We start from the raw sequence: 26,421 nt of genomic DNA on the forward strand, positions 1-26,421 counted from the left end.
TCTTTGGGAGGAGGTGAATGGCATGAACAAGACAGATTTAATCAATGCTGTTGCAGAAGCAAGTTCCCTTTCTAAAAAGGACGCAACAAAAGCAGTAGACGCTGTTTTTGATTCTATCTTAGAAGCTTTAAAACAAGGTGATAAAGTACAACTGATCGGATTCGGTAACTTCGAAGTTCGTGAGCGTGCGGCTCGTAAAGGTCGTAACCCACAAACAGGTGAGGAGATTGAAATCGCTGCAAGTAAAGTACCTGCATTCAAACCTGGTAAAGCGTTAAAAGATGCGGTTAAATAATCCTTACATATTAACAGGGAAGAAGAGTTTCCTTTTTGGGAACTCTTCTTTTTGCTTTTAAAAACATAAATATGCTAGAATGTGTTCGTATCACTTTTAGGTTTTCGGGAGGGCTAGCGGATGGCAAAAGTTAATTTAGAACAAATTGAACATGCAGTACGCCTTATTTTAGAGGCGATTGGGGATGATCCAAATCGTGAGGGAGTACTTGATACGCCAAAGCGTGTTGCAAAAATGTACGCAGAAGTGTTCTCAGGTATGCATGAAGATCCGAAAGAGCATTTGCATAAAGTATTCGGAGAAGATCACGAAGAGCTTGTACTAGTAAAAGATATACCATTTTATTCGATGTGTGAGCATCATTTAGTTCCATTCTATGGAGTTGCTCACGTTGCATATATTCCGCAAGGTGGAAAGGTGACAGGGTTAAGTAAATTAGCTCGTACTGTAGATACAATTGCACGTCGTCCACAACTGCAAGAACGTATTACATCAACAGTAGCGAACTCTATTATGGAAGTACTAGAGCCTCATGGTGTAATGGTAGTAGTAGAAGCAGAACATATGTGTATGACGATGCGTGGTGTGAAAAAACCAGGTGCGAAAACAGTAACGACAGCAGTGCGTGGTGTGCTTGAAAATGATGCTGCAGCGCGCAGTGAAATTTTATCGTTTATTAAAGCGAAGTAAAGAAAAGCGGGAAACTGCTTTTCTTTTTTTTTTTTAGTAAATAAATGATATAGTTTTAGCTAGACAGAGTGAGATTAGAAAGATTGCTTACATGAATGGTAGGTGTAGCCAAGTTTTGGTTATAGAAAATAGAGTGTATGTGTTATAATAAGTTTTATGAATTAGAAAACAAGGGTGATTTTTTGTGTGTGACATCTACGGAGGGTATGCGGGTATAAAAGAGAAATTGATGGAGAAATTACGCCATCCTTATTTTATAAACTATATTGAAGAACCATTTATTGATGAAGAAAAGATAGCATTGTTATATGGTGCTTTAAAGAGTGCAAACTTACATATAGAACAAATTGAGCATTACGTAGTAACAATTATGCTTGTACAAATTGCGCTTGATACGCATGAAAGGGTATCAAATAAAGCAGGCGAGGAAGAGATTGAATTCCATAAATGTCGTCAATTAACAGTACTTGCAGGCGATTACTATAGTGGACTATATTATTATTTATTGTCTATGAATCGTGATATTGTTTTAATTCGTGCACTTGCTGAAGGAATTAAAGAGATAAATGAACACAAAATTATGTTATACCAAAAAGCGCATGAAACGACGGATGACATAATGAAAAGCGTAGTAACGATTGAGTCTGCGCTCCTTCAAAAAACATGTGATCATTTTCATTTATCACATTGGAAGCCATTTATCACATACGTATTAGGTGGAAATCGCCTTCAAAAAGAAATTCAATTGTATGCTGATAAACAACATTCACCTGTTTTTCAAGCGGTGCAAGATGCTTTAGGGGATAAAGCAGAAGTAGTGATTAATGGTTGGATGATGGAATTGAGAAAGAAAGAAAAACAATTTTTAGAAAATCACACAGACGTAAATGAAATAAATTCTGTGTTAAGGGATAAATAGAAGACATAAGCAATTTTACATTGGAAGAAGGTACGAGCATGCAACAATCAAAAGAAGAAAGAGTACATGACGTATTTGAAAAGATTTCTGATAAATACGATGTGATGAATTCTGTAATTAGTTTTCAAAGACATAAAGCGTGGCGTAAAGAAACGATGCGAATTATGGATGTACAACCTGGCAGTAAAGCGCTTGATGTATGCTGCGGAACCGCAGATTGGACAATTGCGCTAGCTGGAGCGGTAGGTGAGCAAGGAAAGGTTGTTGGCTTAGACTTCAGTGAAAATATGTTATCTGTCGGTAAGCAAAAGGTAGAGGCGTTACAATTAAAACAAGTAGAACTTCTACATGGGAATGCAATGGAGCTTCCATTTGAAGATAATACGTTTGATTATGTAACAATTGGGTTTGGTTTACGTAACGTACCGGATTATATGCACGTATTAAAAGAAATGACGCGTGTAGTAAAACCAGGTGGAAAAGTAATCTGTTTAGAAACATCTCAACCAACAATGATTGGTTTTCGACAAGGGTATATTTTATACTTTAAATATATCATGCCGTTATTTGGAAAGATGTTTGCGAAAAGTTATAAAGAATATTCATGGCTTCAAGAATCTGCTAGTGCATTCCCAGGGATGAAAGAATTGGCCCAAATGTTTGAGCAAGCTGGACTTGAACGTGTGCAAGTGAAACCATTTACTTTTGGGGTAGCAGCGATGCATTTAGGTATTAAACCAGAATCAAAATAGAAAAAAGAAAAAAGAAGTTTTAGGTTAAGGTGAACAATATGAAGTTACAACTTATGTACTCTTTTTTACGATCGGATATTAATGTGATAGAAAAAGAATTAAAAAAGACAGTTGCTTCTGAACAGCCATTAGTAGAAGAGGCAGCATTACAACTTATTGAAGCTGGTGGGAAGCGAATTCGTCCTGTATTTGTGTTGCTTGCAGGGAAATTTGGAGATTATAAGTTAGATGCGATTAAGCATGTTGCTGTTGCGTTAGAGCTTATTCATATGGCTTCTCTTGTTCACGATGATGTTATTGATGCTGCATTTTTACGACGCGGCAGTGCGACTGTGAATGCGAAATGGGGAGATCGTATTGCGATGTATACAGGGGACTATTTGTTCGCTAAGTCTCTTGAATGTATAACAAATATCGAAATCCCAGAGGCGCATCAAGCGTTATCACATACTATTTTAGAAGTCTGTAAAGGTGAAATTGAACAAATTAAAGATAAATACAATTATGACCAAAATTTAAGAACGTATTTAAGAAGAATAAAGCGAAAAACAGCATTATTAATTGCCGCGAGTTGTCAATTGGGAGCGATTGCTGCTGGTGCTAATCGTGATACAGTAAATCGTCTATTTTGGTATGGGTATTTTGTAGGAATGTCTTATCAAATTATTGATGACATTTTAGACTTCGTTTCCACAGAAGAGAAACTTGGAAAACCTGCTGGTGGAGATTTATTACAAGGAAACATAACGCTCCCTGCTTTATATGCGATGGAAGATCCAGTACTTCGTCAAAAAATCACATCTGTACATGAAAATACAACAGCAAGTGAAATGCAAGAAATTATTGATGCTGTAAAAAATAGTCCAGCAATTGATCAAGCATTTGCGTTTAGTGAACGTTATTTACATAAAGCTTTAGAAATAATAAAACCACTCCCACGTGGAAAAGCAAAGTATGCATTACAAAATGTTGCAAAGTATATTGGAAAACGAAAATTTTAATGTTTATTCTAAAAAATAAAATAATCTCTCTATTTCAAAACTATTGCACAATTGTGATAAGGGTGATAATATGTGTGTGGGGATATACAATTACATACATAATTCAGAAGTGGAGAGATTTTTTATGGAAAAAACATTTCTAATGGTAAAACCAGACGGTGTACAACGTGCCTTCATTGGGGAAATTGTAGCTCGTTTTGAGAAAAAAGGATTTCAATTAGTTGGTGCAAAATTAATGCAAGTCACTCCGGAAATTGCTGGACAACACTACGCTGAGCATAAGGAAAAACCTTTCTTTGGTGAGTTAGTAGACTTTATTACATCTGGACCTGCATTCGCAATGGTATGGCAAGGTGAAGGTGTAGTAGATACAGCGCGTAACATGATGGGGAAAACAAGACCACATGAAGCAGCTCCTGGAACAATTCGTGGAGATTTCGGTGTAACTGTTGCGAAAAATATTATTCATGGTTCTGATTCTTTAGAAAGCGCAGAGCGCGAGATTGCTATTTTCTTTAAAGAAGAAGAATTAGTTGACTACTCAAAATTAATGAATGAATGGATTTACTAATTATTTTGAAATAATTTGTAAACGCTTTAATCACTGTGATAATAGTAAAAAGTGCAAGGAGAATAGGGGTATTCTTCTTGCACTTTTTTTATTTTCAATTAGTTACGAAGTTTGAGCTGTTATGATATATTGATATTTAAATTAGGCCTATCGGAAATATAGAATAAGAAAATGGTCGATTTATGATATAATTTCTTTAATATTTTTAGAATGATAAAAGTTAATATAGTGAGATAAATACATATACGAAAAGAGGAATAACGTATGCGATATATTACAGCTGGTGAATCTCATGGTCCGCAACTTACAACGATTATAGAAGGTGTTCCAGCAGGATTGTCTTTAGTAGCGGATGATATAAACGAAGAGTTAGCTAGAAGGCAAAAGGGATATGGGCGTGGTAGACGCATGCAAATTGAAACGGATCAAGTGCAAATATTAAGTGGTGTTAGACATGGAGAAACATTAGGTTCCCCTATTGCACTCGTTGTTGAAAATCGTGATTTTGCCCATTGGACAAAAATTATGGGGGCAGAGCCTTTAACTGAGCAGGAAGAAAAAGAGATAAAAAGGAAAGTGACAAAACCAAGGCCTGGGCATGCTGATTTAAATGGTGCAATTAAATATGGTCATAGAGATATGAGGAATGTACTGGAACGTTCGTCAGCGCGCGAAACGACGGTGCGTGTTGCTGCTGGTGCGGTTGCTAAAAAGGTGTTAGCAGAACTTGGTATTAAAGTGGCGGGCCATGTAATTGAAATTGGCGGTGTACAAGCTAAGGAGGTTACGTATAGTTCAATTGAAGAATTAAAGAGTATTACAGAAGCATCTCCTGTACGTTGCTTAGATGACGAAGCTGGTAACCAAATGATGAAAGCGATCGATGATGCGAAAGCAAATGGTGATTCAATTGGTGGAATCGTTGAAGTAATTGTGGAAGGAATGCCAATTGGAGTAGGTAGCTACGTGCATTATGATCGAAAACTGGATGCGAAATTAGCAGCTGCAATTATGAGTATTAATGCTTTTAAAGGTGTCGAGATTGGAATTGGTTTTGAAGCAGCGCATAGACCGGGAAGTGAAGTTCATGATGAAATTCTATGGAATGAGGAGCATGGATATACAAGAAGAACAAATAATGCAGGTGGATTAGAAGGCGGTATGACGACTGGAATGCCAATTGTTGTGCGCGGTGTGATGAAACCGATACCTACACTTTATAAACCTCTTCAAAGTGTAGATGTTGATACGAAAGAGCCTTTTACAGCGAGCATTGAACGTTCAGATAGTTGTGCAGTGCCAGCAGCTAGTGTCGTTGCAGAAGCGGTTGTGGCTTGGGAATTAGCAACAGCTTTAATAGAACAGTTCGGATTAGATCGTATGGAACTAATTCGTGAAAATATTGAGAAACATAATGAATATGCGAGGGGATTTTAATGGGAAACATACATATTCAAACGAAATCAAAAGAATATGATGTACATGTTGGTAAAGAAGCGTTGTCAAACTTAACAATGATCGTTCAAAATATGCAGCCAGCTGTATCTAACGTAATGATCATTTCAGATGAAGCTGTTGCATCACTGCATTTACAGACAGTTATCGATGCATTACAAGTGGAGCAGGACGTGTTTTCGTTTGTTGTACCAAGTGGCGAAAAAGAGAAGTCTTTCGAAAATTTCTATGCGGCTCATACGTCAGCTCTTGAAAATAAATTAGATAGAAATTCTTTAATTCTTGCACTTGGAGGCGGAATGATTGGAGATTTAGCTGGTTTTGTTGCTGCATCTTTTATGCGGGGTATTCGCTTTGTGCAGGTTCCGACGACTTTATTAGCGCACGATAGCGCAGTAGGTGGGAAAGTAGCGATTAATCATCCGTTAGGTAAAAATATGATTGGTGCATTCCATCAGCCAGAAGCGGTTGTATATCATACACCGTTTTTACAGTCTCTTCCTGAAAAAGAGTGGCGTTCAGGTTATGCAGAGGTGATAAAGCATGCTCTTATTGGTGATGTGGAGCTATATCATTGGTTAAAAGAAGAAGTGCAAACATTAGCGGATCTTCGTGATGAGAAGTTAATCCATGTATTAACGAAGGCGATTCCTGTAAAGGCAAATGTTGTGTCACAAGATGAAACAGAGAAGGGTGTACGTGCCCATTTGAACTTTGGACATACGTTAGGACATGCTCTTGAAAAAGAGCTAGGGTATGGGAATATTACTCACGGTGACGGCGTAGCGGTTGGAATGTTATTCGCCATATTTTTAAGTGAGCAAGTGTACAAGGTTGATCTTGCTTATGAAGATATGAAGCAGTGGTTCTTGAAATACGGCTATCCAAAAATGCCAAGAGATTTGAATGTAGAGCGCCTCGTTCAATTGATGAAACAAGATAAGAAAGCAAATGCAGGAGCAATTCATATGGTGCTTATGCAGGAATATGGGGTAGTGAATGTCGTATCTATTTCAGATGAGACTGTTCATATTGCGTTAGAGGCATTTCAAAAAGATATGGTTTAAAATGATAGCGAAGTGTTGTGAAGTGCTCATTTAGAGGTATTCTCGTAATAGTGACGGTTATGATAAAAGATTACAGTAAGGGGCTATAACTGTATTGTAATCAAATTGAATGAAATGACTGGGGGAAGAAAAATGAGAGTGAAAGAGCAATTGTTAACTTTGAGAGCGTATGTGCCTGGGAAAAACATTGAAGAAGTAAAAAGGGAATATGGATTATCGAAAATTGTGAAATTAGCATCGAACGAAAATCCATTCGGTTGCTCAGCGCGTGTGACAGAAGCATTAACTTCTTTAGCGAGCCAATATGCCCTTTATCCAGATGGATATGCCTTTGAACTTCGGACAAAAGTAGCGGAACATTTAGGTGTAAAAGCAGAACAACTACTATTTGGTAGTGGATTAGATGAAGTCATTCAAATGATTAGCCGAGCGTTACTACATGAAGGAACAAACGTTGTAATGGCGAATCCTACGTTTTCACAATATCATCACCATGCTGTTATTGAAGGAGCAGAAGTTCGTGAAGTATCACTTAAAGACGGTATTCACGATTTAGATGCAATGCTAGAGCAAGTAGATGATAAAACGAAAATTGTATGGATTTGTAATCCGAATAATCCGACAGGTACATATGTTGAGAAACAAAAATTACTTTCATTTTTAGAATCAGTTCCTAAGTCGGCTCTCGTTATTATGGACGAAGCATATTATGAATACGCGGAAGCAGAAGACTATCCGCAAACATTGCCACTTCTTGAAAAGTATGAAAATCTTATGGTTTTACGCACGTTTTCAAAAGCATATGGTTTAGCTGCTTTTCGTATCGGATATGCGATTGGAGATGCGAAGTTAATCGGACAGCTAGAAGTAGTGAGGTTACCATTCAATACATCAACTGTAGCGCAATCTGTAGCACTCGCTGCATTAGAAGATCAAGCCTTTTTACAAGATTGTGTGAAAAAGAATGCTGAAGGTCTAAATCAGTATTATGCATTTTGTAAAGAATATAACGTATTCTATTATCCATCTCAAACAAATTTCATTTTCTTAAAACTTGGTATACCAGGTAATGAAGCTTTCGAACGATTAATGAAAAAAGGATATATCGTTCGTTCTGGTGCTGCATTTGGTATCGATGATGGTATTCGTATTACTGTCGGTTTGAAAGAAGAAAATGATGAAATTATAGAGTTGCTGAAAGAGCTTGTAAATGAGCAAGTACAGAAAGAAGAAACATATTCTTAAGAGATTGTGAAGGCTCCTATTATAGGAGCCTTTTTTATCGTATTAAAAATAAAGGTTGAAGACTGGTAATTAAGTTGTTCTGTAAATCACGGTTTGTATGGCTTGATAATTAGTGAGAGAAGTTATTTGCACGGTCATAAAAGAAAGCGGTACAATAGAAGATGATGATAAGGTATCGGTATCATATCCGAACCTTTTGAACAATTACCTACTCTGTAAGAAGAAGTATAAGAAGAAGCATGCTCATTCTAAAGGTTGCGTTCTAACAGTGAGTTGCTTATGATAAATGAACAGAAGAGAATATTTTTTAGAATTAAAGGAGACGTTTATGCAAAAGTTTGAACAAGCTGTTTCATATATTGAAAATGGTGAAGCGGAAAAAGGATTACAATTATTAAAAGAACAATTAAAAATTGCAAATGATGAAGAGAAGTATGATATCGCTCGTTACTATCATACACTTGGATTTACAGATGAGGCATTAGCGATTACTGAAGACTTACGTTTACTGTATCCGGAAGAAAGTGAATTCACTGTATTTTTAGCAGAATTATATATTGATCTAGATAAAGAAGATGAAGCGATTGAAGTACTTCATGATATTCCAGAAAATGACGATTTATATGTTCAATCTTTATTACTTGTTGCAGATTTATTCCAAATGCAAGGTTTTGATGATGTAGCAGAGCAAAAACTATTAAAGGCGAAAGAAATGATGCCTGATGAACCTGTTATTACGTTTGGGTTAGCAGAATTATATAGTAGTAAAGGTGAAGAACAAAAGGCAATTACTTATTATGAATCGCTATTAGCTGAACATAAAGTAATGGGTGGTGTTGTGATCGCACTTCGCCTTGCAGAAACGTTAAGTGCGATTGGAAACTGGGAAGAGGCGATTTCTTATTATGAAGCAGGCCTAGAGGAACAAAAAGATATTCACTCATTATTTGGATATGCCTTCACATTATACCAAGGTGAAGAATATCAGAGAGCAATCGGTGCTTGGCAAGAACTAAAAGAATTAGACCCTGAGTACGCATCACTGTACATGTATTTAGCGAAAAGCTATGAAAAAGAAGGAATGCTTCAAGAAAGCTATGAAACGCTTCATGAAGGAATTAAAGTAGATGAGCTTTCAGTTCCGTTTTATGTAGAGTTAGCGAACATTGCGGCGAAATTAGGAAAAATAGTAGAAGCAGAGGAAGTTCTTCAAAAAGCACTTGAGTTAGACCCAGGGCATTTAGGCGCAACATTAAAATATGCGTATATCTTAAAAGGACAAGAAAAGTACGAAGAGTTAATTGCAATTGTAGAGCGTGCTATTGATAGTGGAGAACCAGATACACAACTACTTTGGGACCTTGCGTATGCAAAAAAACAATTAGAAATGTATTCGGATGCATTAAAACACTATGAAAGTGCATATACTTCTTTTAAGAATCATCCAGACTTCTTAGAAGAATACGGTTATTTCTTATTGGAAGAAGGAAAGCGAAAAGAGGCGAAAGAAGTATTTACCCAGTTATTACAACTAGACCCGACACAAATTCATATTGAAGAGTTGTTATATAATTTAGAGGATTTTTCATAAGTTGGAAGGAAACTGAATGCCGCTTCTTGAATCTAAAAAGAAAAGAGAAAGACAGAGGAGGGACTTAATTGCTATGAATACCCCTGTTTCTGTAAACGAGAAGAAGGATTTTGTAAAATGGTTTTTGAATAATTACCAACTGAAACAGCGTGAATGTGTATGGATTCTGAATTATTTAATGAGTCACGACCAATTGATGCATAAAGTCCACTTCGTAGAGCATGCAAAATATTGTCCGCGTGGCTTAGTGATGTCAGCGAATTGTGTGAAAGACACACCGTTTCACTTTTTTAAACAAAATGTTATGACAACAGATGCTGAAAAATCGTTTCATGATATTCGTTTAAATCGAGATGAGGATATTTATATTCAACTCAACTTTAAATCATCGTTTCAAAATGCGAATTATGTAGCTGTATTAGAAGAAAACCCATATCTACCAAAGCATATTGAAGTAAATGAAAAAGATCGTTTACTTGCAGAAAGGTTTTTGGAAGAAAGTGTATTTTCATTTAGGAGAGAACGCCTTTTGAAACAAATTGATGAAGCGTTAGATAAGCAAGATAAGGAAGCGTTTCATAGATTAACGGCCGAGTTAAAGACTTTATAGAATTTATTTGGATTAATAAATTTTTACAAATTTCAGACTTTCGCCAAGAAAAACTACCTATATTGGGTAGTTTTTCTTTTTTTACCGCTTTTAGTATGGTTTAATATATATAAAGTGAAAGTTCTGTCATTTGCAAGTGAAGGAGGGAAGGAATTTGAAGTGGAGTGTAAAAGATGTGGAACAGTTTGAACAAGCAAGAGAGTATGTTGATACAGGAGTAATACCGCTTTTATCAATTTCGGCAGCACAAGAAATGAAAATGGTTGTAGAACAAGGTGAATTTATCGAATTGTTGAGCACGGAATTGGAAAGAGAGTATAAAGGAAGAGTGCTTTTACTACCTGCGTTTACGTATTTGGTAGAAAGTCAAAAGAATGAAAAAGGTCGTTTGCAAGAATGGACAAATCATTTACGAAGCGAAGGTTTTAAGCATATTGCTTATGTTACAAGTGATTTTTCATGGAAAGAGGATATGCAAGAGTTACAGGGAGATTTATTTTGGTTCCCTTCATTAGCATTAGAACAATTTAGTGATCAAGCAAAAAGAGAAGTTATTCATGCGCATATAAAAAATATAATGGTGATGTTGGAAGAGAAGTGGGGAAACTCACAATAAACAGAAAGTTCTTATTATTATGAGTAGTATGATATTGACCTGTGCATGAGCGTATTATATCATGATAGTGTCCTAGTTTTTATTTTTTATATAATTTATCACGAGGGGACAATTTCTGATAGAGGGGGGAAATTTTCGTGAGCGAGAAAGAACATCGCGTGTCAAGAAGACAATTTTTAAATTACACACTCACAGGGGTAGGAGGCTTTATGGCTGCCGGTATTTTAATGCCGATGACGCGATTTGCGCTTGATCCGGTGTTAAGAAAAGAAGCCGGAACAGATATGGTTGCTGTTGCGCAAGTAAAGGATATTACAACAGAGCCGAAGCGTTTTGATTTTAAAGTGAAACAGGTTGATGGTTGGTACAAGTCTGAAGAACCAAAATCGGCTTGGGTTCATAAAGATGAAAGCGGAGACATTGTTGCGTTCTCTCCAGTATGTAAACATTTAGGATGTACAGTTAACTGGAATTCGGACAAAGCACATCCGAATCAATTCTTTTGTCCATGTCACGGGGGTCGTTATACAAAAGATGGGATGAACATTAAAGGTACGCCACCCCTTGCTCCGCTGGATGTGTACGAGTCTAAAGTGAAAGATGGAACGCTGTATCTAGGAAAAGCGAAGCCAAGAGGGGGTGCAAAGTAGATGTTAAATAAAATTTATGATTGGGTAGATGAAAGATTAGATATTACACCGATATGGCGTGATATCGCTGATCATGAAGTACCTGAACATGTAAACCCGGCACATCACTTTTCTGCATTCGTCTATTGCTTTGGAGGACTTACCTTTTTCGTTACTGTAATTCAAATTTTATCTGGAATGTTTTTGACGATGTATTATGTGCCTGATATTAAAAATGCTTGGGAATCAGTTTACTATTTACAAAATGAAGTTGCTTATGGGCAAATTGTTCGTGGTATGCACCACTGGGGTGCTAGTCTCGTAATTGTAATGATGTTTTTACATACACTCAGAGTTTTCTTCCAAGGTGCGTATAAAAAGCCCCGTGAGTTAAACTGGATTGTTGGTGTTCTTATTTTCTTTGTTATGTTAGGTCTTGGTTTTACCGGATATTTATTACCGTGGGATATGAAAGCTTTATTTGCTACAAAAGTAGGGATTCAAATTGCAGAGCAAACACCGCTCATTGGTCCTTATATTAAAACATTACTCGCTGGTCATTCCGAAATTGTTGGCGCTCAAACATTAACTCGCTTCTTTGCTATTCACGTCTTCTTCTTACCAGCAGCACTTCTAGGTTTAATGGCCTTCCACTTCATCATGATTCGCAAACAAGGTATTTCCGGTCCACTATAAGAGATTGCTAAATTAAAGGGGAAAGAACTAAAGGAGGGAGATTATGCATCGCGGCAAAGGGATGAAGTTTGTAGGAGATTCTCGGGTACCGGTAGCTCGGAAACCAAATATTCCAAAAGACTATTCTGAATACCCAGGGAAAACAGAAGCATTTTGGCCGAACTTCTTGTTAAAAGAATGGATGGTTGGTGCAGTTTTTTTAATCGGTTATTTATGTTTAACAGTGGCGCATCCGTCGCCGCTTGAGAGAATGGCGGATCCAACAGATGCTGGATATATACCACTTCCAGATTGGTATTTCTTATTCTTGTATCAGTTATTAAAGTATTCTTATGCTTCCGGTTCATTTACTGTAATTGGAGCGTTTATTATGCCAGGGATTGCGTTTGGTGCATTACTGTTAGCTCCATTTCTTGATCGAGGTCCAGAAAGACGTCCATTGAAGCGTCCTGTAGCAACTGGATTTATGCTTTTAGCAATTGCATCGATTATCTTTTTAACTTGGGAATCTGTAGCACACCACGACTGGGAAGCTGCAAAGAAACAAGGAGCAATTGTAAAAACCGCGCCAGTTGATAAAAATGATGATGGCTATAAATTAATGCAAAAAAATACTTGTTTAACATGTCATGGTGACAACTTACAGGGCGGGGCGGCAGCACCAGCACTGCAAAACTTAACTTTAAAGCCAGAAGAAATTGCTAAAATTGCGAAAGATGGAAAAGGTTCCATGCCTAAAGGTGTATTTAAAGGTACAGATGAGGAACTGAAGAAGCTTTCGGAATTCGTTGCAAAGTATAATAAAAAATAATAAAAAGCTGACTGCAAAATTTGTAGTCAGCTTTTCTATTTAGTTGGATGAAGTTTGTTATAATAGAGTAGGATTTAGTGAATGAATTACTTTGCTTGAAAGGTGTTGGACATACAGATTGGTGTACTTGTATGCAATGTTAAGACAACGCTCGGTATTATTATTTTTATTGGTTGTTAACATATTAGGTACAATTTACGGGTTTATATGGTACGGAAATCAACTGAAAGAAACGTCACCTATATTTTGGCCGTTTGTACCAGATAGTCCTATGGCGAGTCTCTTTTTTGTCTTTGTTTTAATTGCTTTTTTGACAAAGAGAAACTGGGGATTAATAGAAGCGCTAGCGATTGTTACTTTAATAAAATATGGTATTTGGGCTGTTGTTGTAAATGCGATTATGATTTACGTAAAAGGTCCTATTGGCCTTATGGGCTACATGTTAATGCTTTCGCACTTTGCGATGGCAGTGCAAGGTGTTTTATATGCTCCATTTTACCGTATAAAAAAATGGAATTTTATAGTAGCGGGTGTATGGACGTTGCATAACGATGCAATTGATTATTTATTTTGGCAAATGCCACGATATGGAATTATGCATTTGTTTGTAGAGGAAATTGGTTATTTTACGTTTTGGTTAAGCGTTGCTGTACTATGTATTACATATTATTGTTGCTTACGTGAGCACAGGAAACAATTTTCTTTATGATGGTTAGAACATTTAGGGGGAGAACATGGAGAAAAATAAGAGTGGTACAAAAATATTGGATCGATTGATTACTTTAGTTGTTTCATATAGCATAGCATTTTCTATTTTTGCACTCGCAACAACGGCAGTTGTGTATGGAAAATGGCTGTATTATTTTGAAATTGATTTTTTAAATATTCCTGATTTAGCGGATATGACGAAGGATGAAATTAAAAGAAATTACGATGTGCTTATTACATATTTATCCCCGTTTTATGACGGAGCATTACATTTGCCAACATTAGATATGTCTACAAATGGCCGTATTCATTTTGTAGATGTTAAAAATATTTTAGTAAAGATTCAATATGTGATGTATGCGACAATTATGATTGCAGTGATAGGTGGAATTTATTTATTAAAAAAGAAAAATGAAAAGTTTTTACTGCACGGATCGATTTTAACAATCATTTTTCCGATAGCGCTTATATTACCAATCGCTATTAATTTTGAAAAGAGCTTTGTATTATTCCATAAGCTTTTATTCAGTAATGATTATTGGATGTTTGATATTGAAACGGATCCAGTTATATTAATGCTACCAGAGGAGTTCTTTATGCATGCTGCGTGTGCTATTTTATTATTCATTTTAGGTGGTAGTATACTTTGTTATAGCTTATATAGATATTTCGTAAAAAAGAAAAGGATGTCAAAGAAAAAATTCTCTGCTTAAAGAGAATTTTTTCTTTGTAAAACGATAATATATTTTTCGGTTTAGTTCTGTTCTATTCTTGTCCCAATTAACATATTTTGTACTAGTAGTTATAGGGGGGACCGGGATGAAGAGAACATTAATTGGATTGATAGCATTTCTAATTATAATGTTTCCGTTACGTATATATGCTGAAGAGTGGAATGAGCTAACAGGGTTGTTAGACGACTCGTTACAGTTAGTGAAGCGTAATGAAGATGAAAAAGCGGTACAAGTATTACAACTTTTCTCAGAGCAATTTTTAATGAAGGGGAATGAAAAGAAGCATGAAGTAACACCAGATCAAGTTAGAGTTATTTCTTTAGCTTACGACAAGGCGCAGCAATCGCTCTCTGAAGAAGGTTTAGGTAAGCAAGCTAAAATGGATAATGTGTTGGCATTACAACTTGCTGTTGATGCACAAGTATCGAAATATCAACCACTTTGGATGGAAAGAGAAAGGAAAGTAATGGATGCCTTTTCTCAAATGGAAAAAGCGATGGAAAAAGAAGATGCTGGGCAGTTTCAACAAACATTAAATACATTTTTAAATGAATTCAATATTATTTATCCAAGTTTAATGATTGCTTTGCCAGAAAACGAGGTACAGCGTGTAAATGTTCATTTATCTTATTTGGATGAATTTCGTAACGTTATGTTAAAAACGAAAGGTGGCCAAATGCAATTAGGGATTATTAAAGGGGATTTGCAAAAGATATTTCACACAGTAAAAAAGGATGAAATTGCACCTTCTCTCATTTGGTTTATGACAATTACTGGGGGACTTATTTTATTCACATTAACTTATGTTGGATGGAGAAAGTATAAAGGAGAGAGAGAAAAAAGAAAAAGTAATGTGCATTCTAAAAATAGATAATGTAATAAGTAAAGATATGGATTGTAAGGTTTATTCATTGACAATAGTGGCAGAAGAAAATAGAATGAGAAGTACTATAATTAAAACTTCAATGGAGGTTCATGATGTTTTATTTAATTTACTTCGCGATCATAATGATCATACCGTTGTATGCACAGTCAAGAGTACGAAGTGCCTATAGCAAGTATTCACAAGTTTATTCAACATCAGGTATGACAGGAGCGGAAGTGGCTCGAAAAATTTTAGATGAAAATGGATTATACAATGTAGCTGTGGAAGAAACACCAGGTCATTTATCAGACCATTATGATCCAACGGCCAAGACGGTTCGATTATCAACAGATAACTATTATGGACATTCAGTTGCTGGTACAGCAGTGGCAGCACATGAAGTAGGACACGCAATTCAAGATGCGCAAGATTATAACTTTATGCGTATTCGTCATTCGTTAGTTCCTGTGGCGAATTTTGGATCGAATATATCATGGGTATTTATTATGATTGGTATATTTGCGACAATGTCAAAACTATTGTTATTAGGAATTATTTTAATGGCTGCAGGTGTTGTGTTCCAACTTGTTACATTACCAGTTGAGTTCGATGCTTCAAAGCGTGCAATGCAACAAATTGAAGCGTTAGGTATCGTATCAACAGATGAATATGGCCAAGCTCGTAAAGTATTAAATGCAGCAGCATTAACATATGTAGCAGCTGCAGCTGTAGCGGTATTTGAATTATTACGTCTCGTATTAATGTATACTGGTATGCAGCGTAGCGACGACTAAAGACTATCAATTTTGATAGTCTTTTTTGTTGTGTGGATTGAATTATATAATGTATTAGAAATAGAAATAATAGAAGTAATGCGGAAAGGCGGTGGGGGAAATGAAATATCCAGACCATTTAGTAAAACAAGTGAAAGAGCGTAGTGCTCCTTATCAACTAGAAGGTTTTTTAAGTGGACAAGGTCCTGAAAATCCCAAATTTATGTTGTTAGGAGAAGCGCCTGGTGAAACAGAAATTCATAATGGGATTCCGTTTAGCGGGAGGTCGGGAAAACAATTAATGGGTTTTTTAGAGCGTATTCACGTTACGAGGGAAGAAGTATATATTACGAGCGCTGTTCGGAGTAGACCTTATAAATGGCGAGAGAAAAAAGAACGAAATGGTGAAAGCGTACAAAAAAAGTATAATAGAACGCCAAATCAAGGAGAAATAGTTGCCCATGCGCCTTTGTTAGATTATGAATTAGAGAAAATAAATCCGAGGCTTATCGTCACACTTGGAAATATTGGTCTTCAACGTTTAACAGGAAAAAATAAAAAAATCACAGATGTACACGGGCAATTATTAAAACAGCCCATTCAAAAATTAAAGGATATGCAAAGTGCAGAGTTTACATGGTCAGAGAATGAATATCATGTTTTTCCAACTTTTCATCCAGCTTCCATTTTTTATAATCGGAGTTTATTGGAGCTTATTTATGAGGATTTGGAGAAGCTTAAAAGACTTGTAATAAAAAACTAGAAAAGCTAAGGCGCTTTTCTAGTTACATTTAATTATGTAAAGGGTTTTTATTTTCATCTAACGTAAATCCTTCACCAACTACATCATGTACATCACTTACAGCGACAAATGCATGAGGATCTACTGAAGTAATAATATTCTTTAATTTCACGATTTCATTTTTAGCAACAACGCAATACAGTACGTTACGTTCCACTTTTGTATACGATCCAACAGCCTTTAAAAAGGTTGCTCCGCGCTCCATTTCAGATAAAATTTTGGCAGCAATTTCATCGTTTTTCTCTGAGATAATAGTCGCTCCTTTGGCGGCATAGGCTCCTTCTTGCATAAAATCAATGACTTTAGCCCCGATAAAAACAGCAACTAACGTATACATACCCTCGCGGTATGATAAATAGGTAAGAATAGAGACGACGATAACGACAGCATCGAACATAAACATCGTTTTACCCATACTCCAGCCAACATATTTGTGAGCTAGTCGTGCGATAATATCTACACCGCCAGTAGTCCCGCCATATTTAAATATTATCCCAAGACCGATACCGATAAATGCCCCGGCGAATAAAGCTGCGAGTGTCATATCATTTTGCAAGTTTAAATGTAAGTTGAGCACTTCGTAACGCTGGAAAATCCATAGAAATAAAGATACGCTAAATGTGCCGATTAATGTATATAAAAATGTCGTTCTGCCAAGTAACCTCCAACCAATAAAAAATATAGGGATATTTAAAATTAAGTTTGAGTAGGAAGGATCAAACTTAAATAAAAAATACAATAATAGTGTAATACCAGTAAACCCACCTTCTGCAAGGTGGTTTTCAATATTGATATTGACAATACCGAAAGAAAATATAGCGGAACCGATTAAAATAAAAATAATATTTCGCATCTTCAATTTTAATGTCATATAGAAATCCCCCTAATTATGTAATGATTACATTGCTCCGCTGAAACGGTAAAACATAATAATAAGTAATTTCTAGTTGCTAGTGAAAATAGTAAGAACTCGATTAGTATGGGCTAATCTTTTGCAAAAAGCGCAAAAGAAAGTTTCACTTTACCCCGTTCCAACGGCTGGTAGGAGATAAAGCTCTGAAGAAAGACGAACCAGCCGTAGGAACCCGATTGGTTCAACTAATCTTTTGCAAAAAGCGCAAAAGAAAGTTTCACTTTATTATAGTCTATCCAAAAAAGGGTCGCAAATAGGTGTTTGGCGGGGAATAATATTTGTCAAATCGCGATGAATTGGCTAACATGAAAGAGGAAGGATTAGAGGTGAATAGTATGGAAGCAAAAACGATGAAAGATATGCAGAAAGAAGTAGATGCATATATTGGTCAGTTTAAAGAAGGTTATTTCAGTCCGCTTGCAATGATGGCTCGTTTAACGGAAGAAATGGGAGAGCTTGCGAGAGAGGTAAATCATTATTATGGTGAGAAACCGAAGAAAACAACTGAAAAAGAAAGAAGTATTGAAGAAGAGCTTGGAGATGTATTATTTGTTATGATTTGTATGGCAAATAGTTTAAATATTGATTTAGAGACAGCACATAACATTGTAATGAATAAATTTAATACACGTGATAAAGATCGCTGGACACGTATTGATGAGGGAGAGAAAGAATAATGAAAGAAATTAAAGTAATTATCGCCGGACCAAGAGGACGTATGGGACATGAAGCAGTCCTTCTTATGGAAAGAACGGAACATTTTAATTTAGTAGCAGCAGTGGATTATAAGCATGGTGGTGAGAAGATTTCTGATTTACCTGGCATGCCAGCATTACATGCACCGATTTACGCTGATTTACATACTTGTTTAGATGAAGTAGAAGCAGATGTGTTGTTAGATTTAACAACACCAGAAGTTGGGAAACAACACGTTACACTTGCAGTTGAGCGTGGACTTCGTTCTGTTATTGGTACAACTGGATTTACAGAAGAAGAATTGGCACATTTAACAGAGAATGCAAAAGAAAAAGCAGTAGGAACAATTATTGCTCCAAACTTTGCAATTGGTGCAGTTCTTATGATGAAATTCTCACAAATGGCAGCGAAATATTTCCAAGATGTTGAGGTAATTGAATTACATCATGATCAAAAATTAGACGCACCATCTGGTACAGCTGTAAAAACGGTAGAATTAATTCGTCAAAATCGTGAATCAAAGCAGCAAGGTCATCCAAATGAAGTAGAGCAACTAGCAGGTGCACGTGGTGCAAATGTAGACGGTATTCACATTCATAGTGTACGTTTGCCAGGGCTTATTGCACACCAAGAAGTAATGTTTGGTGGAGATGGACAAATGTTAACAGTTCGTCATGATTCATTCAATCGTGCATCATTTATGTCAGGTGTAAAACTATCAATTGAGACAGTAATGAACCTTGATCATCTTGTGTACGGTTTAGAAAATATTATCGACTAAAGGGGAGACAACGGATGAAAATTGCCTTAATCGCACATGACAAAAAGAAAAATGATATGGTTTCGTTTGCATACGCATATAAACCAATTTTTGAGCAACATGAATTATTTGCAACAGGAACGACAGGGCTTCGTATTATGGAAGCGACTGGATTAGTTGTAACAAGATATCAATCTGGCCCTCTTGGTGGAGATCAAGAAATTGGTGCAATGATTGCAAAAAACGATTTAGATATGGTGATTTTCTTCCGCGATCCATTAACAGCACAGCCGCATGAACCGGATGTGAATGCATTGCTTCGTTTATGTGATGTATATGCGATTCCACTTGCAACGAATATGGCAAGTGCTGAAATGTTGATGCACGCATTAGAGCGAGGAGATTTAGATTATCGTAAGTTAAGAAAATGAGGGGAACAATTATGAGTGGATTACATATATTAGCGTTTGGTGCTCATGCCGATGATGTTGAAATCGGCATGGCTGGTACCATCGCTAAATATACAAAGCAAGGGTATGAAGTAGGTATTTGTGATTTAACAGAAGCTGATCTTTCTTCCAATGGAACGATAGAGTTGAGAAAAGAAGAAGCAGAGGTCGCAGCTCGTATAATGGGAGTAAAAACGAGGCTGAATTTAGCGATGCCAGACCGTGGTTTGTATATGAAAGAAGAGTATATACGTGAAATTGTCAAGGTGATCCGTACATATAAACCAAAACTAGTTTTTGCGCCATACTATGAAGATCGTCATCCAGATCATGCAAATTGTGCAAAGCTTGTGGAAGAGGCTATTTTTTCAGCAGGAATCCGTAAATATATGCCGGAACTTTCACCACATCGTGTGGAGTCTTTTTATAATTATATGATTAATGGTTTTCATAAACCGAATTTTTGTATAGATATAAGTGAGTACCTCTCTATAAAGGTGGAAGCATTAGAAGCATATGAAAGTCAATTTTCAACAGGAAGTGATGGGGTTAAGACACCGTTAACAGAAGGATACGTTGAAACTGTGATTGCTCGTGAGAAGATGTTTGGAAAAGAAGTTGGAGTCTTGTATGCCGAGGGATTTATGAGTAAGAAACCGGTTTTATTACATGCTGATTTATTAGGGGGATGTAAATGAAATTAAAAATAGGTATTACATGTTATCCTTCTGTAGGTGGTTCTGGAGTTGTTGGAACAGAATTAGGAAAGCAATTGGCGGAACGCGGGCATGAAATTCACTTTATTACATCGGGTTTACCATTCCGGTTAAATAAAGTATATCCAAACATATATTTTCATGAAGTGACGGTAAGCCAGTACTCTGTATTTCAATATCCACCATACGATTTAGCGTTAGCAAGTAAAATGGCAGAGGTTGCACAAAGAGAAAACTTAGACATTTTACATGTGCATTACGCAATACCACATGCAATTTGTGCATATTTAGCAAAACAAATGATCGGAGAGCGTATTAAAATTGTTACAACCTTGCATGGAACAGATATTACTGTGTTAGGTTCCGACCCTTCGTTAAATAATTTAATTCGTTTTGGTATTGAGCAATCGGATGTTGTTACTGCTGTCTCTCATTCATTAATTAACGAAACGCATGAGCTTGTAAAACCAAGTAAAGAAATTCAAACGGTATATAACTTTATAGACGAACGTGTATATTTCAAACGTAATATGTCTCAATTAAAGAAAGAATACGGTATAAGTGAGAGTGAAAAAGTACTTATTCATATTTCGAATTTCCGTAAAGTGAAACGTGTGCAGGATGTTGTTGAGGCATTTGCTAAAATTGTTAAAGAAGTAGATGCGAAGTTGCTTCTTGTTGGAGACGGACCAGAATTCTGTACGATTTTACAGATAGTGAAGAATTTACATATTGAAGATCGTGTTTTATTCCTAGGGAAGCAAGATAATGTTGCAGAACTACTTGCGATGAGTGATTTAATGTTGCTTCTATCAGAGAAGGAAAGTTTTGGTCTTGTTTTATTAGAAGCAATGGCGTGTGGTGTACCTTGTATCGGAACACGGGTTGGAGGTATTCCAGAGGTTATTCAACACGGGGAAACAGGATATTTATGTGAAGTTGGCGATACAACAGGAGTGGCAAATCAAGCTACTCAGCTATTAAAGGACGAGGAACTTCACCGTAATATGGCAGAACGAGCAAGAGAAAGTGTTTATGAGCAATTTCGCTCAGAAAAAATTGTTTCACAATATGAAACGATTTACTATGACGTACTAAGGGATGACAAAAATGGAAAGATTTAAAAAAGCTAGTTCTATTATTGAGACATTAAAACAACAAGGACATGAGGCTTACTTTGTTGGTGGGAGCGTGCGAGATCTTATTATCGATAGGCCGATTGGAGATATTGATATTGCGACATCTGCTTTACCAGAAGAAGTGATGGCTATATTCCCAAGAAATGTTCCTGTTGGTCTTGAGCATGGAACTGTAATTGTTTTAGAAAATGGTGAGCCTTATGAGGTAACTACTTTTCGAACAGAAAGCGAATATGAAGATTTTCGAAGACCTAGTAGTGTTCAATTTGTTCGTTCATTAGAAGAGGATTTAAAACGTCGTGATTTCACGATGAATGCAATTGCTATGACAGAAGAAGGCGAAATGGTTGATTTATTTGCTGGACAGGAAGCCATTCAACAGAGAGAAATTGTGACAGTTGGAAATGCTGCGGATCGTTTTCAAGAAGATGCCCTGCGAATGATGCGTGGTATTCGGTTTGTAAGCGCGTTAGGTTTTTCATTAGAAACGAAAACGAAGCAAGCGATTGAAACGTATGGACATTTGCTAGAACATATAGCAATTGAGCGCATTACAGTAGAGTTTGAGAAATTGTTAACTGGTACATATTGTGTGAAAGGTCTCAAAGAATTAGTAGAGACGAAGCTATTTTCTCATTTGCCATATTTACAAATGTCAGAAGAGAGACTGTTAAAAGCTACGCAGTATAAATGGGATTCTTTCGAAACGGATATTGAGGCGTGGGCATTTTTCTTATATTGTATCGGAGAAGAACATCCATCTGTCTTTCTACGTCAATGGAAGTTTTCGAATAAAAAAATAAAAGATATTGTTGCAGTTTTATTGGCAATCCGTACTAGAAAGGAGAAGGATTGGGATACAGTCCTTCTTTATAAAACGGGAATTTATATCGCTGAAATGGCAGAGAGAGTATATGAAGCGATGATTGAAAGCTATGATCCTACATCTGTTAAACGAGTACAATCAATGTTTCATGCATTGCCAATCCAGGGTCGTCAAGAAATGAATGTGACTGGTAATGATTTATTAAACTGGGCAAACAAAAAGCCTGGTCCGTGGGTTGCTGACATGCTTCAGAAAATCGAGGAAGCAATTGTAAAAGGAAACGTAGTTAATGAGAAAGAGCGTATAAGGGAGTGGCTGCAAGGATGCAATCTACTATAAGAAAGCAGTTATTACAAGTTTTTTCTGAAGCGGATGGCGAGTTTGTATCCGGCCAAACGATTAGTGATAAACTTGGTTGTTCAAGAACTGCTGTGTGGAAACATATGGAAGATCTCCGGAGTGAGGGATATGAACTTGAAGCTGTGCGCCGATTAGGTTACCGAATTGCAAGTAAGCCAGACAAAGTGACTGCTAATGAAATTCAGTTAGGGCTACAAACGAAGCGAATTGGTAGAACAGTGTATTTTGAAGAAACTGTTGAATCAACGCAGCACATTGCAGCAAAACTTGCTTATGAAGGTGCAGAAGAAGGAACTATCGTTGTAGCAGAAGAACAAACAGCGGGAAGAGGTCGTTTAAGCAGAAAATGGCATTCACCAAAAGGAACAGGAATTTGGATGAGTATTATTTTACGCCCATCGATTCCAGTTCATCATGCACCGCAACTTACTTTGTTAGCGGCTGTTAGTGTTGCACAGGCAATTGAAAAATGTACAGGTGTAGACGTGGGAATAAAATGGCCAAATGACATTTTAATTCAAGGTAAAAAGGCTGTAGGTATATTAACAGAAATGCAAGCGGATCCTGATAAAATTAATGCTGTCATTATGGGCATCGGTATTAATGCGAATCAAAAGCAAGAACATTTTGATGAAGAAATTCAGCACATTGCTACTTCATTAGCGATTGAATCAGGTAAGCCGATTGTTCGTGCAGAACTTATGCAACAAATCTATTTACAACTAGAAAAATTATATGAAGAGTATTTACAAAATGGTTTCTCTGTCATTAAAATTCTTTGGGAAAGTTACGCTGTGAGCATCGGGAAAGAAATTACCGCTCGAACGATGAGAGAGACGATTACGGGGTTAGCAAAAGGAATCACAGAGGATGGTGTATTACTTCTGGAGGATCATGAGGGGAAAGTACATCATATTCATTCTGCAGATATCGAAATTAAGTAAAAGAAGTTCCTCTTTTGGAACTTCTTTTTATTTCAATATTTTTGAGTTAAATTTGTAACATGATAATAAATCCTTTTCATATTTAAAGTTCATTTCAAGATATCTTCCGTCTAGTTGGCCTGGCATGTTATTTGACGATTACTTTGCCTTCCATTCCTTTAAGGAGATGGTATCGACATATTAATTCATATGTACCAGTATTTTTAGGTTTCACGGTAATATTCTTTTCTTTTCCTGACTCAACTACGACGTCAATGCCGAGTTTTTTCACTGTAAAGGTGTGCTCGTTTTTACCTTTATTTTTCAATAGTAATGTTGTTGATCCTTCAAGCGGAATCGTGATGACATTTGGATTAAAGTAATCATCATTTAGTTCAACCTCAATCACGTTCGTTACATCGGTGGGTTGTGTTACGACATTAACTGAGGCAAATACATGAAAGGATCCTAAAGACATCCACCATACAATCATTACAAGCAAACTGCTGAATCGAAATAACCACCTGTTCATAGACATCTGCAATTCTCCTTTGTTAAGTACTTTTCCTCAATTAACCTGCATCATTAGTTTAAGAGTTATACTATACAGTTAAATTGATTACAGAAGAAATTAACTTGGAATTTTTTAACATGCGCTGAAAAAACATGTATCTTTTCAGGATTGAATTATCTATAAAAACTTTATCCCGCTATTTACTGGGCAATAAGACCTCCACCTCAAAATTCAGCGGAAGCAAAGAAGTTAGGTGGGAATCGGGCTGATTAAAGTTTCACTTTCTAGCATATATACTCTCTTATTAAATTTCATATACCGTAATCAGAATAAAAAATTATTTTTTCAAAAAAATGTAGTAATTCCCTTTTGTAGTTTGCTATAATTAGTTCGAATGTGGGCAGTATCAGAGCGAACTGCACCATGATTCGAAGTAATACGAAAAATAATAACTTGGATTCTGCCTTGATCCAATAACGGACTGGGACAGAGGGATGAATAATGCCGACTAACACACAACCCTTCTGCCCTTTTATGGCCAGAGGGGTTTTTTATATGATTGCGGCCATCTCCTCTCTCCTGCATAAAGGAGGAGTAGTTTTTGAAAACAAAAACAGATTTTTTGAAGATGAAAGAGCAAGGTGAGCCGATTACAATGCTAACGGCGTATGATTATCCATCTGCTAAATTAGCAGAAGAAGCTGAAGTTGATATGATTTTAGTTGGAGATTCTCTTGGAATGGTTGTACTCGGATACGATTCAACAGTACCTGTAACAGTAGAGGATATGATTCATCATACGAAAGCTGTACGCCGCGGAGCGAAAGAGACGTTTATTGTAACTGATATGCCATTTATGTCGTATCACGTATCATTACAAGAAACGATGGTGAATGCACGCCGCATCGTTCAAGAGAGCGGGGCGCATGCACTGAAGGTAGAAGGTGCTGGAGAAGTTATATCAACGATTCAATATTTGACGAACGCAGGAATTCCTGTTGTAGCGCATTTAGGTTTAACCCCTCAATCTGTAGGAGTATTGGGTGGATATAAAGTGCAAGGAAAAGATGCGGAGAGTGCAAAGAAATTAATAGAAGATGCAAAGAAATGTGAAGAAGCTGGTGCAATAGCGCTTGTGTTAGAATGTGTACCAATGCAGTTAGCAGAACTTATTTCAGAGCAACTAACAATACCGACAATTGGGATTGGTGCAGGACAAAAAGTAGATGGGCAAGTGCTTGTTTATCATGATCTTATCTCATACGGCGTGAATCGTGTGCCGAAATTTGTGAAGCAATATACATCTGTTCAAGAGGAGATTGTGCGTGGGATTTCACAATATGTTACTGAAGTAAAGACAAGGCAATTTCCTGAAGAAAAACATTCGTTCACAATGAAAGAGGAAGAATGCTTAGCGTTATACGGAGGAAAACAATAATGAAAATCGTAACTACAGTGCAAGAGATGCAGCAAATTACAAACGAACTTCGTGCAAGTGGAAAGAGTATTGGTTTTGTTCCAACGATGGGTTATTTACATGAAGGGCATGCTACCTTATTACGTAAGGCAAGAGAAGAAAATGAAATTGTAGTTTTAAGTGTATTTGTAAACCCGCTGCAATTTGGCCCAAATGAAGATTTAGATCGATATCCTCGTGATATTAATAGAGATGAAAATGTAGCAAAAGAAAACGGTGTAGATTATTTATTTTATCCGAGTGTAGAAGAAATGTATCCAGCAGAACAAACAACAACAGTAGAGGTTGTGAAGCGCACGGACGTATTATGCGGTCAACAAAGACCTGGTCATTTTGCTGGTGTTGCAACTGTACTAATGAAACTATTTAATATTACGCTGCCAACGCGTGCTTATTTCGGTATGAAAGATGCTCAACAAGTTGCAGTAATTGAAGGATTTGTAACTGATTTCAATATTCCGGTTACAATCGTACCAGTTGATATTGTAAGGGAAGAAGATGGATTAGCGAAAAGTTCTCGTAACGTGTACCTATCACAAGATGAACGTGAAGAGGCTCTTCATTTATACCGCAGCCTATGTATAGCGAAAGAAAGAATTGAGGTAGGTGAACGTAATCCGGAAATCATTACAAATCTTGTGAAAGAGTATATTGAGACGCATACGAAAGGCACTGTAGATTATGCGGATTTATATGCATATCCGTCATTAACAATGGTAGAGAAAGTCGAAGGACGAATCATTTTAGCTATTGCAGTTAAGTTTGAAAATGTAAGATTAATTGACAATATAACATTAACGGTTAAATAAGGGGGAGCA

General features: G+C 36.6%; 31 protein-coding genes. 29 read left to right on the forward strand and 2 right to left on the reverse strand.

Features of this window, described 5'->3' with window-relative positions:
* Nucleotides 1-22 precede the first annotated feature (22 nt).
* The 20 genes from N2V79_RS07800 (at nucleotide 23) to N2V79_RS07895 (ending at nucleotide 16,791) form a co-directional block, all read left to right on the forward strand.
* On the forward strand, nucleotides 23-295 hold the full coding sequence (locus tag N2V79_RS07800; RefSeq protein ID WP_001043860.1) for an HU family DNA-binding protein: 273 nt from the start codon (nucleotides 23-25) through the stop codon (nucleotides 293-295).
* 120 nt (nucleotides 296-415) lie between these two features.
* Nucleotides 416-985, forward strand: coding sequence for a GTP cyclohydrolase I FolE (gene folE / locus N2V79_RS07805; protein WP_001151481.1), 570 nt, complete (start codon nucleotides 416-418; stop codon nucleotides 983-985).
* Between the two features lie 184 nt (nucleotides 986-1,169).
* Nucleotides 1,170-1,904, forward strand: coding sequence for a heptaprenyl diphosphate synthase component 1 (locus tag N2V79_RS07810; RefSeq protein WP_053564889.1), 735 nt, complete (start codon nucleotides 1,170-1,172; stop codon nucleotides 1,902-1,904).
* A 38-nt stretch (nucleotides 1,905-1,942) separates the two neighbouring features.
* Entirely contained in the window at nucleotides 1,943-2,656 is a 714-nt protein-coding gene (menG, locus tag N2V79_RS07815) for a 2-heptaprenyl-1,4-naphthoquinone methyltransferase (protein ID WP_001187668.1), read from the forward strand.
* A 38-nt stretch (nucleotides 2,657-2,694) separates the two neighbouring features.
* Nucleotides 2,695-3,657, forward strand: coding sequence for a heptaprenyl diphosphate synthase component II (hepT, locus tag N2V79_RS07820; RefSeq protein WP_000776079.1), 963 nt, complete (start codon nucleotides 2,695-2,697; stop codon nucleotides 3,655-3,657).
* 124 nt (nucleotides 3,658-3,781) lie between these two features.
* On the forward strand, nucleotides 3,782-4,228 hold the full coding sequence (gene ndk / locus N2V79_RS07825; protein WP_340719758.1) for a nucleoside-diphosphate kinase: 447 nt from the start codon (nucleotides 3,782-3,784) through the stop codon (nucleotides 4,226-4,228).
* Between the two features lie 264 nt (nucleotides 4,229-4,492).
* Nucleotides 4,493-5,665, forward strand: coding sequence for a chorismate synthase (gene aroC / locus N2V79_RS07830; RefSeq protein ID WP_340719759.1), 1,173 nt, complete (start codon nucleotides 4,493-4,495; stop codon nucleotides 5,663-5,665).
* Entirely contained in the window at nucleotides 5,665-6,750 is a 1,086-nt protein-coding gene (aroB, locus tag N2V79_RS07835) for a 3-dehydroquinate synthase (RefSeq protein ID WP_327905225.1), read from the forward strand. The genes aroC and aroB overlap by 1 nt, the downstream gene beginning before the upstream one ends.
* A 132-nt stretch (nucleotides 6,751-6,882) precedes the next feature.
* Nucleotides 6,883-7,995: a histidinol-phosphate transaminase gene (gene hisC / locus N2V79_RS07840; RefSeq protein WP_340719760.1), complete on the forward strand. Its 1,113-nt coding sequence runs from the start codon at nucleotides 6,883-6,885 to the stop codon at nucleotides 7,993-7,995.
* A 328-nt stretch (nucleotides 7,996-8,323) separates the two neighbouring features.
* Nucleotides 8,324-9,586 carry a tetratricopeptide repeat protein gene (locus N2V79_RS07845; protein ID WP_001168673.1) on the forward strand — a complete coding sequence of 421 codons (1,263 nt, stop codon included), beginning with the start codon at nucleotides 8,324-8,326 and terminating at the stop codon, nucleotides 9,584-9,586.
* 73 nt (nucleotides 9,587-9,659) lie between these two features.
* The gene (locus tag N2V79_RS07850; protein WP_001095925.1) at nucleotides 9,660-10,196 is read left to right on the forward strand and encodes a ReoY family proteolytic degradation factor; all 537 of its coding nucleotides are present in this window, start codon (nucleotides 9,660-9,662) and stop codon (nucleotides 10,194-10,196) included.
* A gap of 154 nt (nucleotides 10,197-10,350) precedes the next feature.
* Nucleotides 10,351-10,812: a YpiF family protein gene (locus tag N2V79_RS07855; protein WP_000872171.1), complete on the forward strand. Its 462-nt coding sequence runs from the start codon at nucleotides 10,351-10,353 to the stop codon at nucleotides 10,810-10,812.
* Nucleotides 10,813-10,949: 137 nt separating this feature from the next.
* The gene (gene qcrA, locus N2V79_RS07860) at nucleotides 10,950-11,462 is read left to right on the forward strand and encodes a menaquinol-cytochrome c reductase iron-sulfur subunit (protein WP_001290420.1); all 513 of its coding nucleotides are present in this window, start codon (nucleotides 10,950-10,952) and stop codon (nucleotides 11,460-11,462) included.
* Entirely contained in the window at nucleotides 11,463-12,137 is a 675-nt protein-coding gene (gene qcrB, locus N2V79_RS07865; RefSeq protein ID WP_000932700.1) for a menaquinol-cytochrome c reductase cytochrome b subunit, read from the forward strand.
* A 43-nt stretch (nucleotides 12,138-12,180) separates the two neighbouring features.
* Nucleotides 12,181-12,948 (forward strand): menaquinol-cytochrome c reductase cytochrome b/c subunit, encoded by a 768-nt coding sequence (qcrC, locus tag N2V79_RS07870; protein ID WP_000554601.1) that lies wholly within the window; start codon nucleotides 12,181-12,183, stop codon nucleotides 12,946-12,948.
* 118 nt (nucleotides 12,949-13,066) lie between these two features.
* Nucleotides 13,067-13,657, forward strand: a complete 591-nt coding sequence (locus N2V79_RS07875; RefSeq protein ID WP_340719761.1) for a DUF1405 domain-containing protein — start codon at nucleotides 13,067-13,069, stop codon at nucleotides 13,655-13,657.
* Nucleotides 13,658-13,682: 25 nt separating this feature from the next.
* Complete coding sequence (gene lit / locus N2V79_RS07880) at nucleotides 13,683-14,369, forward strand: lipoprotein intramolecular transacylase Lit (RefSeq protein WP_340719762.1); 687 nt, start codon at nucleotides 13,683-13,685, stop codon at nucleotides 14,367-14,369.
* A 106-nt stretch (nucleotides 14,370-14,475) separates the two neighbouring features.
* Nucleotides 14,476-15,264, forward strand: coding sequence for a sporulation protein YpjB (ypjB, locus tag N2V79_RS07885; RefSeq protein ID WP_000831589.1), 789 nt, complete (start codon nucleotides 14,476-14,478; stop codon nucleotides 15,262-15,264).
* Nucleotides 15,265-15,365: 101 nt separating this feature from the next.
* Entirely contained in the window at nucleotides 15,366-16,049 is a 684-nt protein-coding gene (locus tag N2V79_RS07890; protein ID WP_011109966.1) for a zinc metallopeptidase, read from the forward strand.
* Between the two features lie 100 nt (nucleotides 16,050-16,149).
* Nucleotides 16,150-16,791 (forward strand): uracil-DNA glycosylase, encoded by a 642-nt coding sequence (locus N2V79_RS07895; protein ID WP_265938383.1) that lies wholly within the window; start codon nucleotides 16,150-16,152, stop codon nucleotides 16,789-16,791.
* 28 nt (nucleotides 16,792-16,819) lie between these two features.
* Here the strand turns inward: N2V79_RS07895 and N2V79_RS07900 are convergent, their stop codons facing one another.
* Complete coding sequence (locus N2V79_RS07900; protein WP_340719763.1) at nucleotides 16,820-17,701, reverse strand: YitT family protein; 882 nt, start codon at nucleotides 17,699-17,701, stop codon at nucleotides 16,820-16,822.
* Between the two features lie 377 nt (nucleotides 17,702-18,078).
* Here N2V79_RS07900 and N2V79_RS07905 point away from each other — a divergent pair, with 377 nt between their 5' ends.
* From N2V79_RS07905 to N2V79_RS07935, 7 genes are read left to right on the forward strand one after another with little or no spacing between them, the layout of a single operon-like run.
* Entirely contained in the window at nucleotides 18,079-18,420 is a 342-nt protein-coding gene (locus N2V79_RS07905; protein ID WP_002108639.1) for a nucleotide pyrophosphohydrolase, read from the forward strand.
* On the forward strand, nucleotides 18,420-19,220 hold the full coding sequence (dapB, locus tag N2V79_RS07910) for a dihydrodipicolinate reductase (RefSeq protein ID WP_000658808.1): 801 nt from the start codon (nucleotides 18,420-18,422) through the stop codon (nucleotides 19,218-19,220). Before N2V79_RS07905 ends, dapB begins: the two co-directional genes overlap by 1 nt.
* A gap of 14 nt (nucleotides 19,221-19,234) precedes the next feature.
* The gene (gene mgsA, locus N2V79_RS07915) at nucleotides 19,235-19,630 is read left to right on the forward strand and encodes a methylglyoxal synthase (protein WP_000684765.1); all 396 of its coding nucleotides are present in this window, start codon (nucleotides 19,235-19,237) and stop codon (nucleotides 19,628-19,630) included.
* An 11-nt stretch (nucleotides 19,631-19,641) separates the two neighbouring features.
* Complete coding sequence (gene bshB1 / locus N2V79_RS07920; RefSeq protein WP_000015660.1) at nucleotides 19,642-20,346, forward strand: bacillithiol biosynthesis deacetylase BshB1; 705 nt, start codon at nucleotides 19,642-19,644, stop codon at nucleotides 20,344-20,346.
* Complete coding sequence (bshA, locus tag N2V79_RS07925) at nucleotides 20,343-21,488, forward strand: N-acetyl-alpha-D-glucosaminyl L-malate synthase BshA (RefSeq protein WP_088022023.1); 1,146 nt, start codon at nucleotides 20,343-20,345, stop codon at nucleotides 21,486-21,488. The genes bshB1 and bshA overlap by 4 nt, the downstream gene beginning before the upstream one ends.
* Nucleotides 21,475-22,668: a CCA tRNA nucleotidyltransferase gene (locus tag N2V79_RS07930; protein ID WP_000439311.1), complete on the forward strand. Its 1,194-nt coding sequence runs from the start codon at nucleotides 21,475-21,477 to the stop codon at nucleotides 22,666-22,668. The genes bshA and N2V79_RS07930 overlap by 14 nt, the downstream gene beginning before the upstream one ends.
* Nucleotides 22,653-23,633 carry a biotin--[acetyl-CoA-carboxylase] ligase gene (locus N2V79_RS07935; RefSeq protein ID WP_001192056.1) on the forward strand — a complete coding sequence of 327 codons (981 nt, stop codon included), beginning with the start codon at nucleotides 22,653-22,655 and terminating at the stop codon, nucleotides 23,631-23,633. Before N2V79_RS07930 ends, N2V79_RS07935 begins: the two co-directional genes overlap by 16 nt.
* 127 nt (nucleotides 23,634-23,760) lie before the next feature.
* Here the strand turns inward: N2V79_RS07935 and N2V79_RS07940 are convergent, their stop codons facing one another.
* Nucleotides 23,761-24,150, reverse strand: a complete 390-nt coding sequence (locus tag N2V79_RS07940) for a cupredoxin domain-containing protein (RefSeq protein ID WP_000062382.1) — start codon at nucleotides 24,148-24,150, stop codon at nucleotides 23,761-23,763.
* 577 nt (nucleotides 24,151-24,727) lie between these two features.
* Here N2V79_RS07940 and panB point away from each other — a divergent pair.
* Both panB and panC read left to right on the forward strand, forming a co-directional pair.
* On the forward strand, nucleotides 24,728-25,564 hold the full coding sequence (panB, locus tag N2V79_RS07945; protein WP_000851108.1) for a 3-methyl-2-oxobutanoate hydroxymethyltransferase: 837 nt from the start codon (nucleotides 24,728-24,730) through the stop codon (nucleotides 25,562-25,564).
* Nucleotides 25,564-26,412 (forward strand): pantoate--beta-alanine ligase, encoded by an 849-nt coding sequence (panC, locus tag N2V79_RS07950; protein ID WP_053564883.1) that lies wholly within the window; start codon nucleotides 25,564-25,566, stop codon nucleotides 26,410-26,412. The genes panB and panC overlap by 1 nt, the downstream gene beginning before the upstream one ends.
* Nucleotides 26,413-26,421 lie beyond the last annotated feature (9 nt).

The sequence above is a fragment of the Bacillus sp. CH_70 genome, assembly GCF_038007045.1.
GTDB classification, from domain to species: Bacteria; Bacillota; Bacilli; order Bacillales; family Bacillaceae_G; genus Bacillus_A; species Bacillus_A cereus.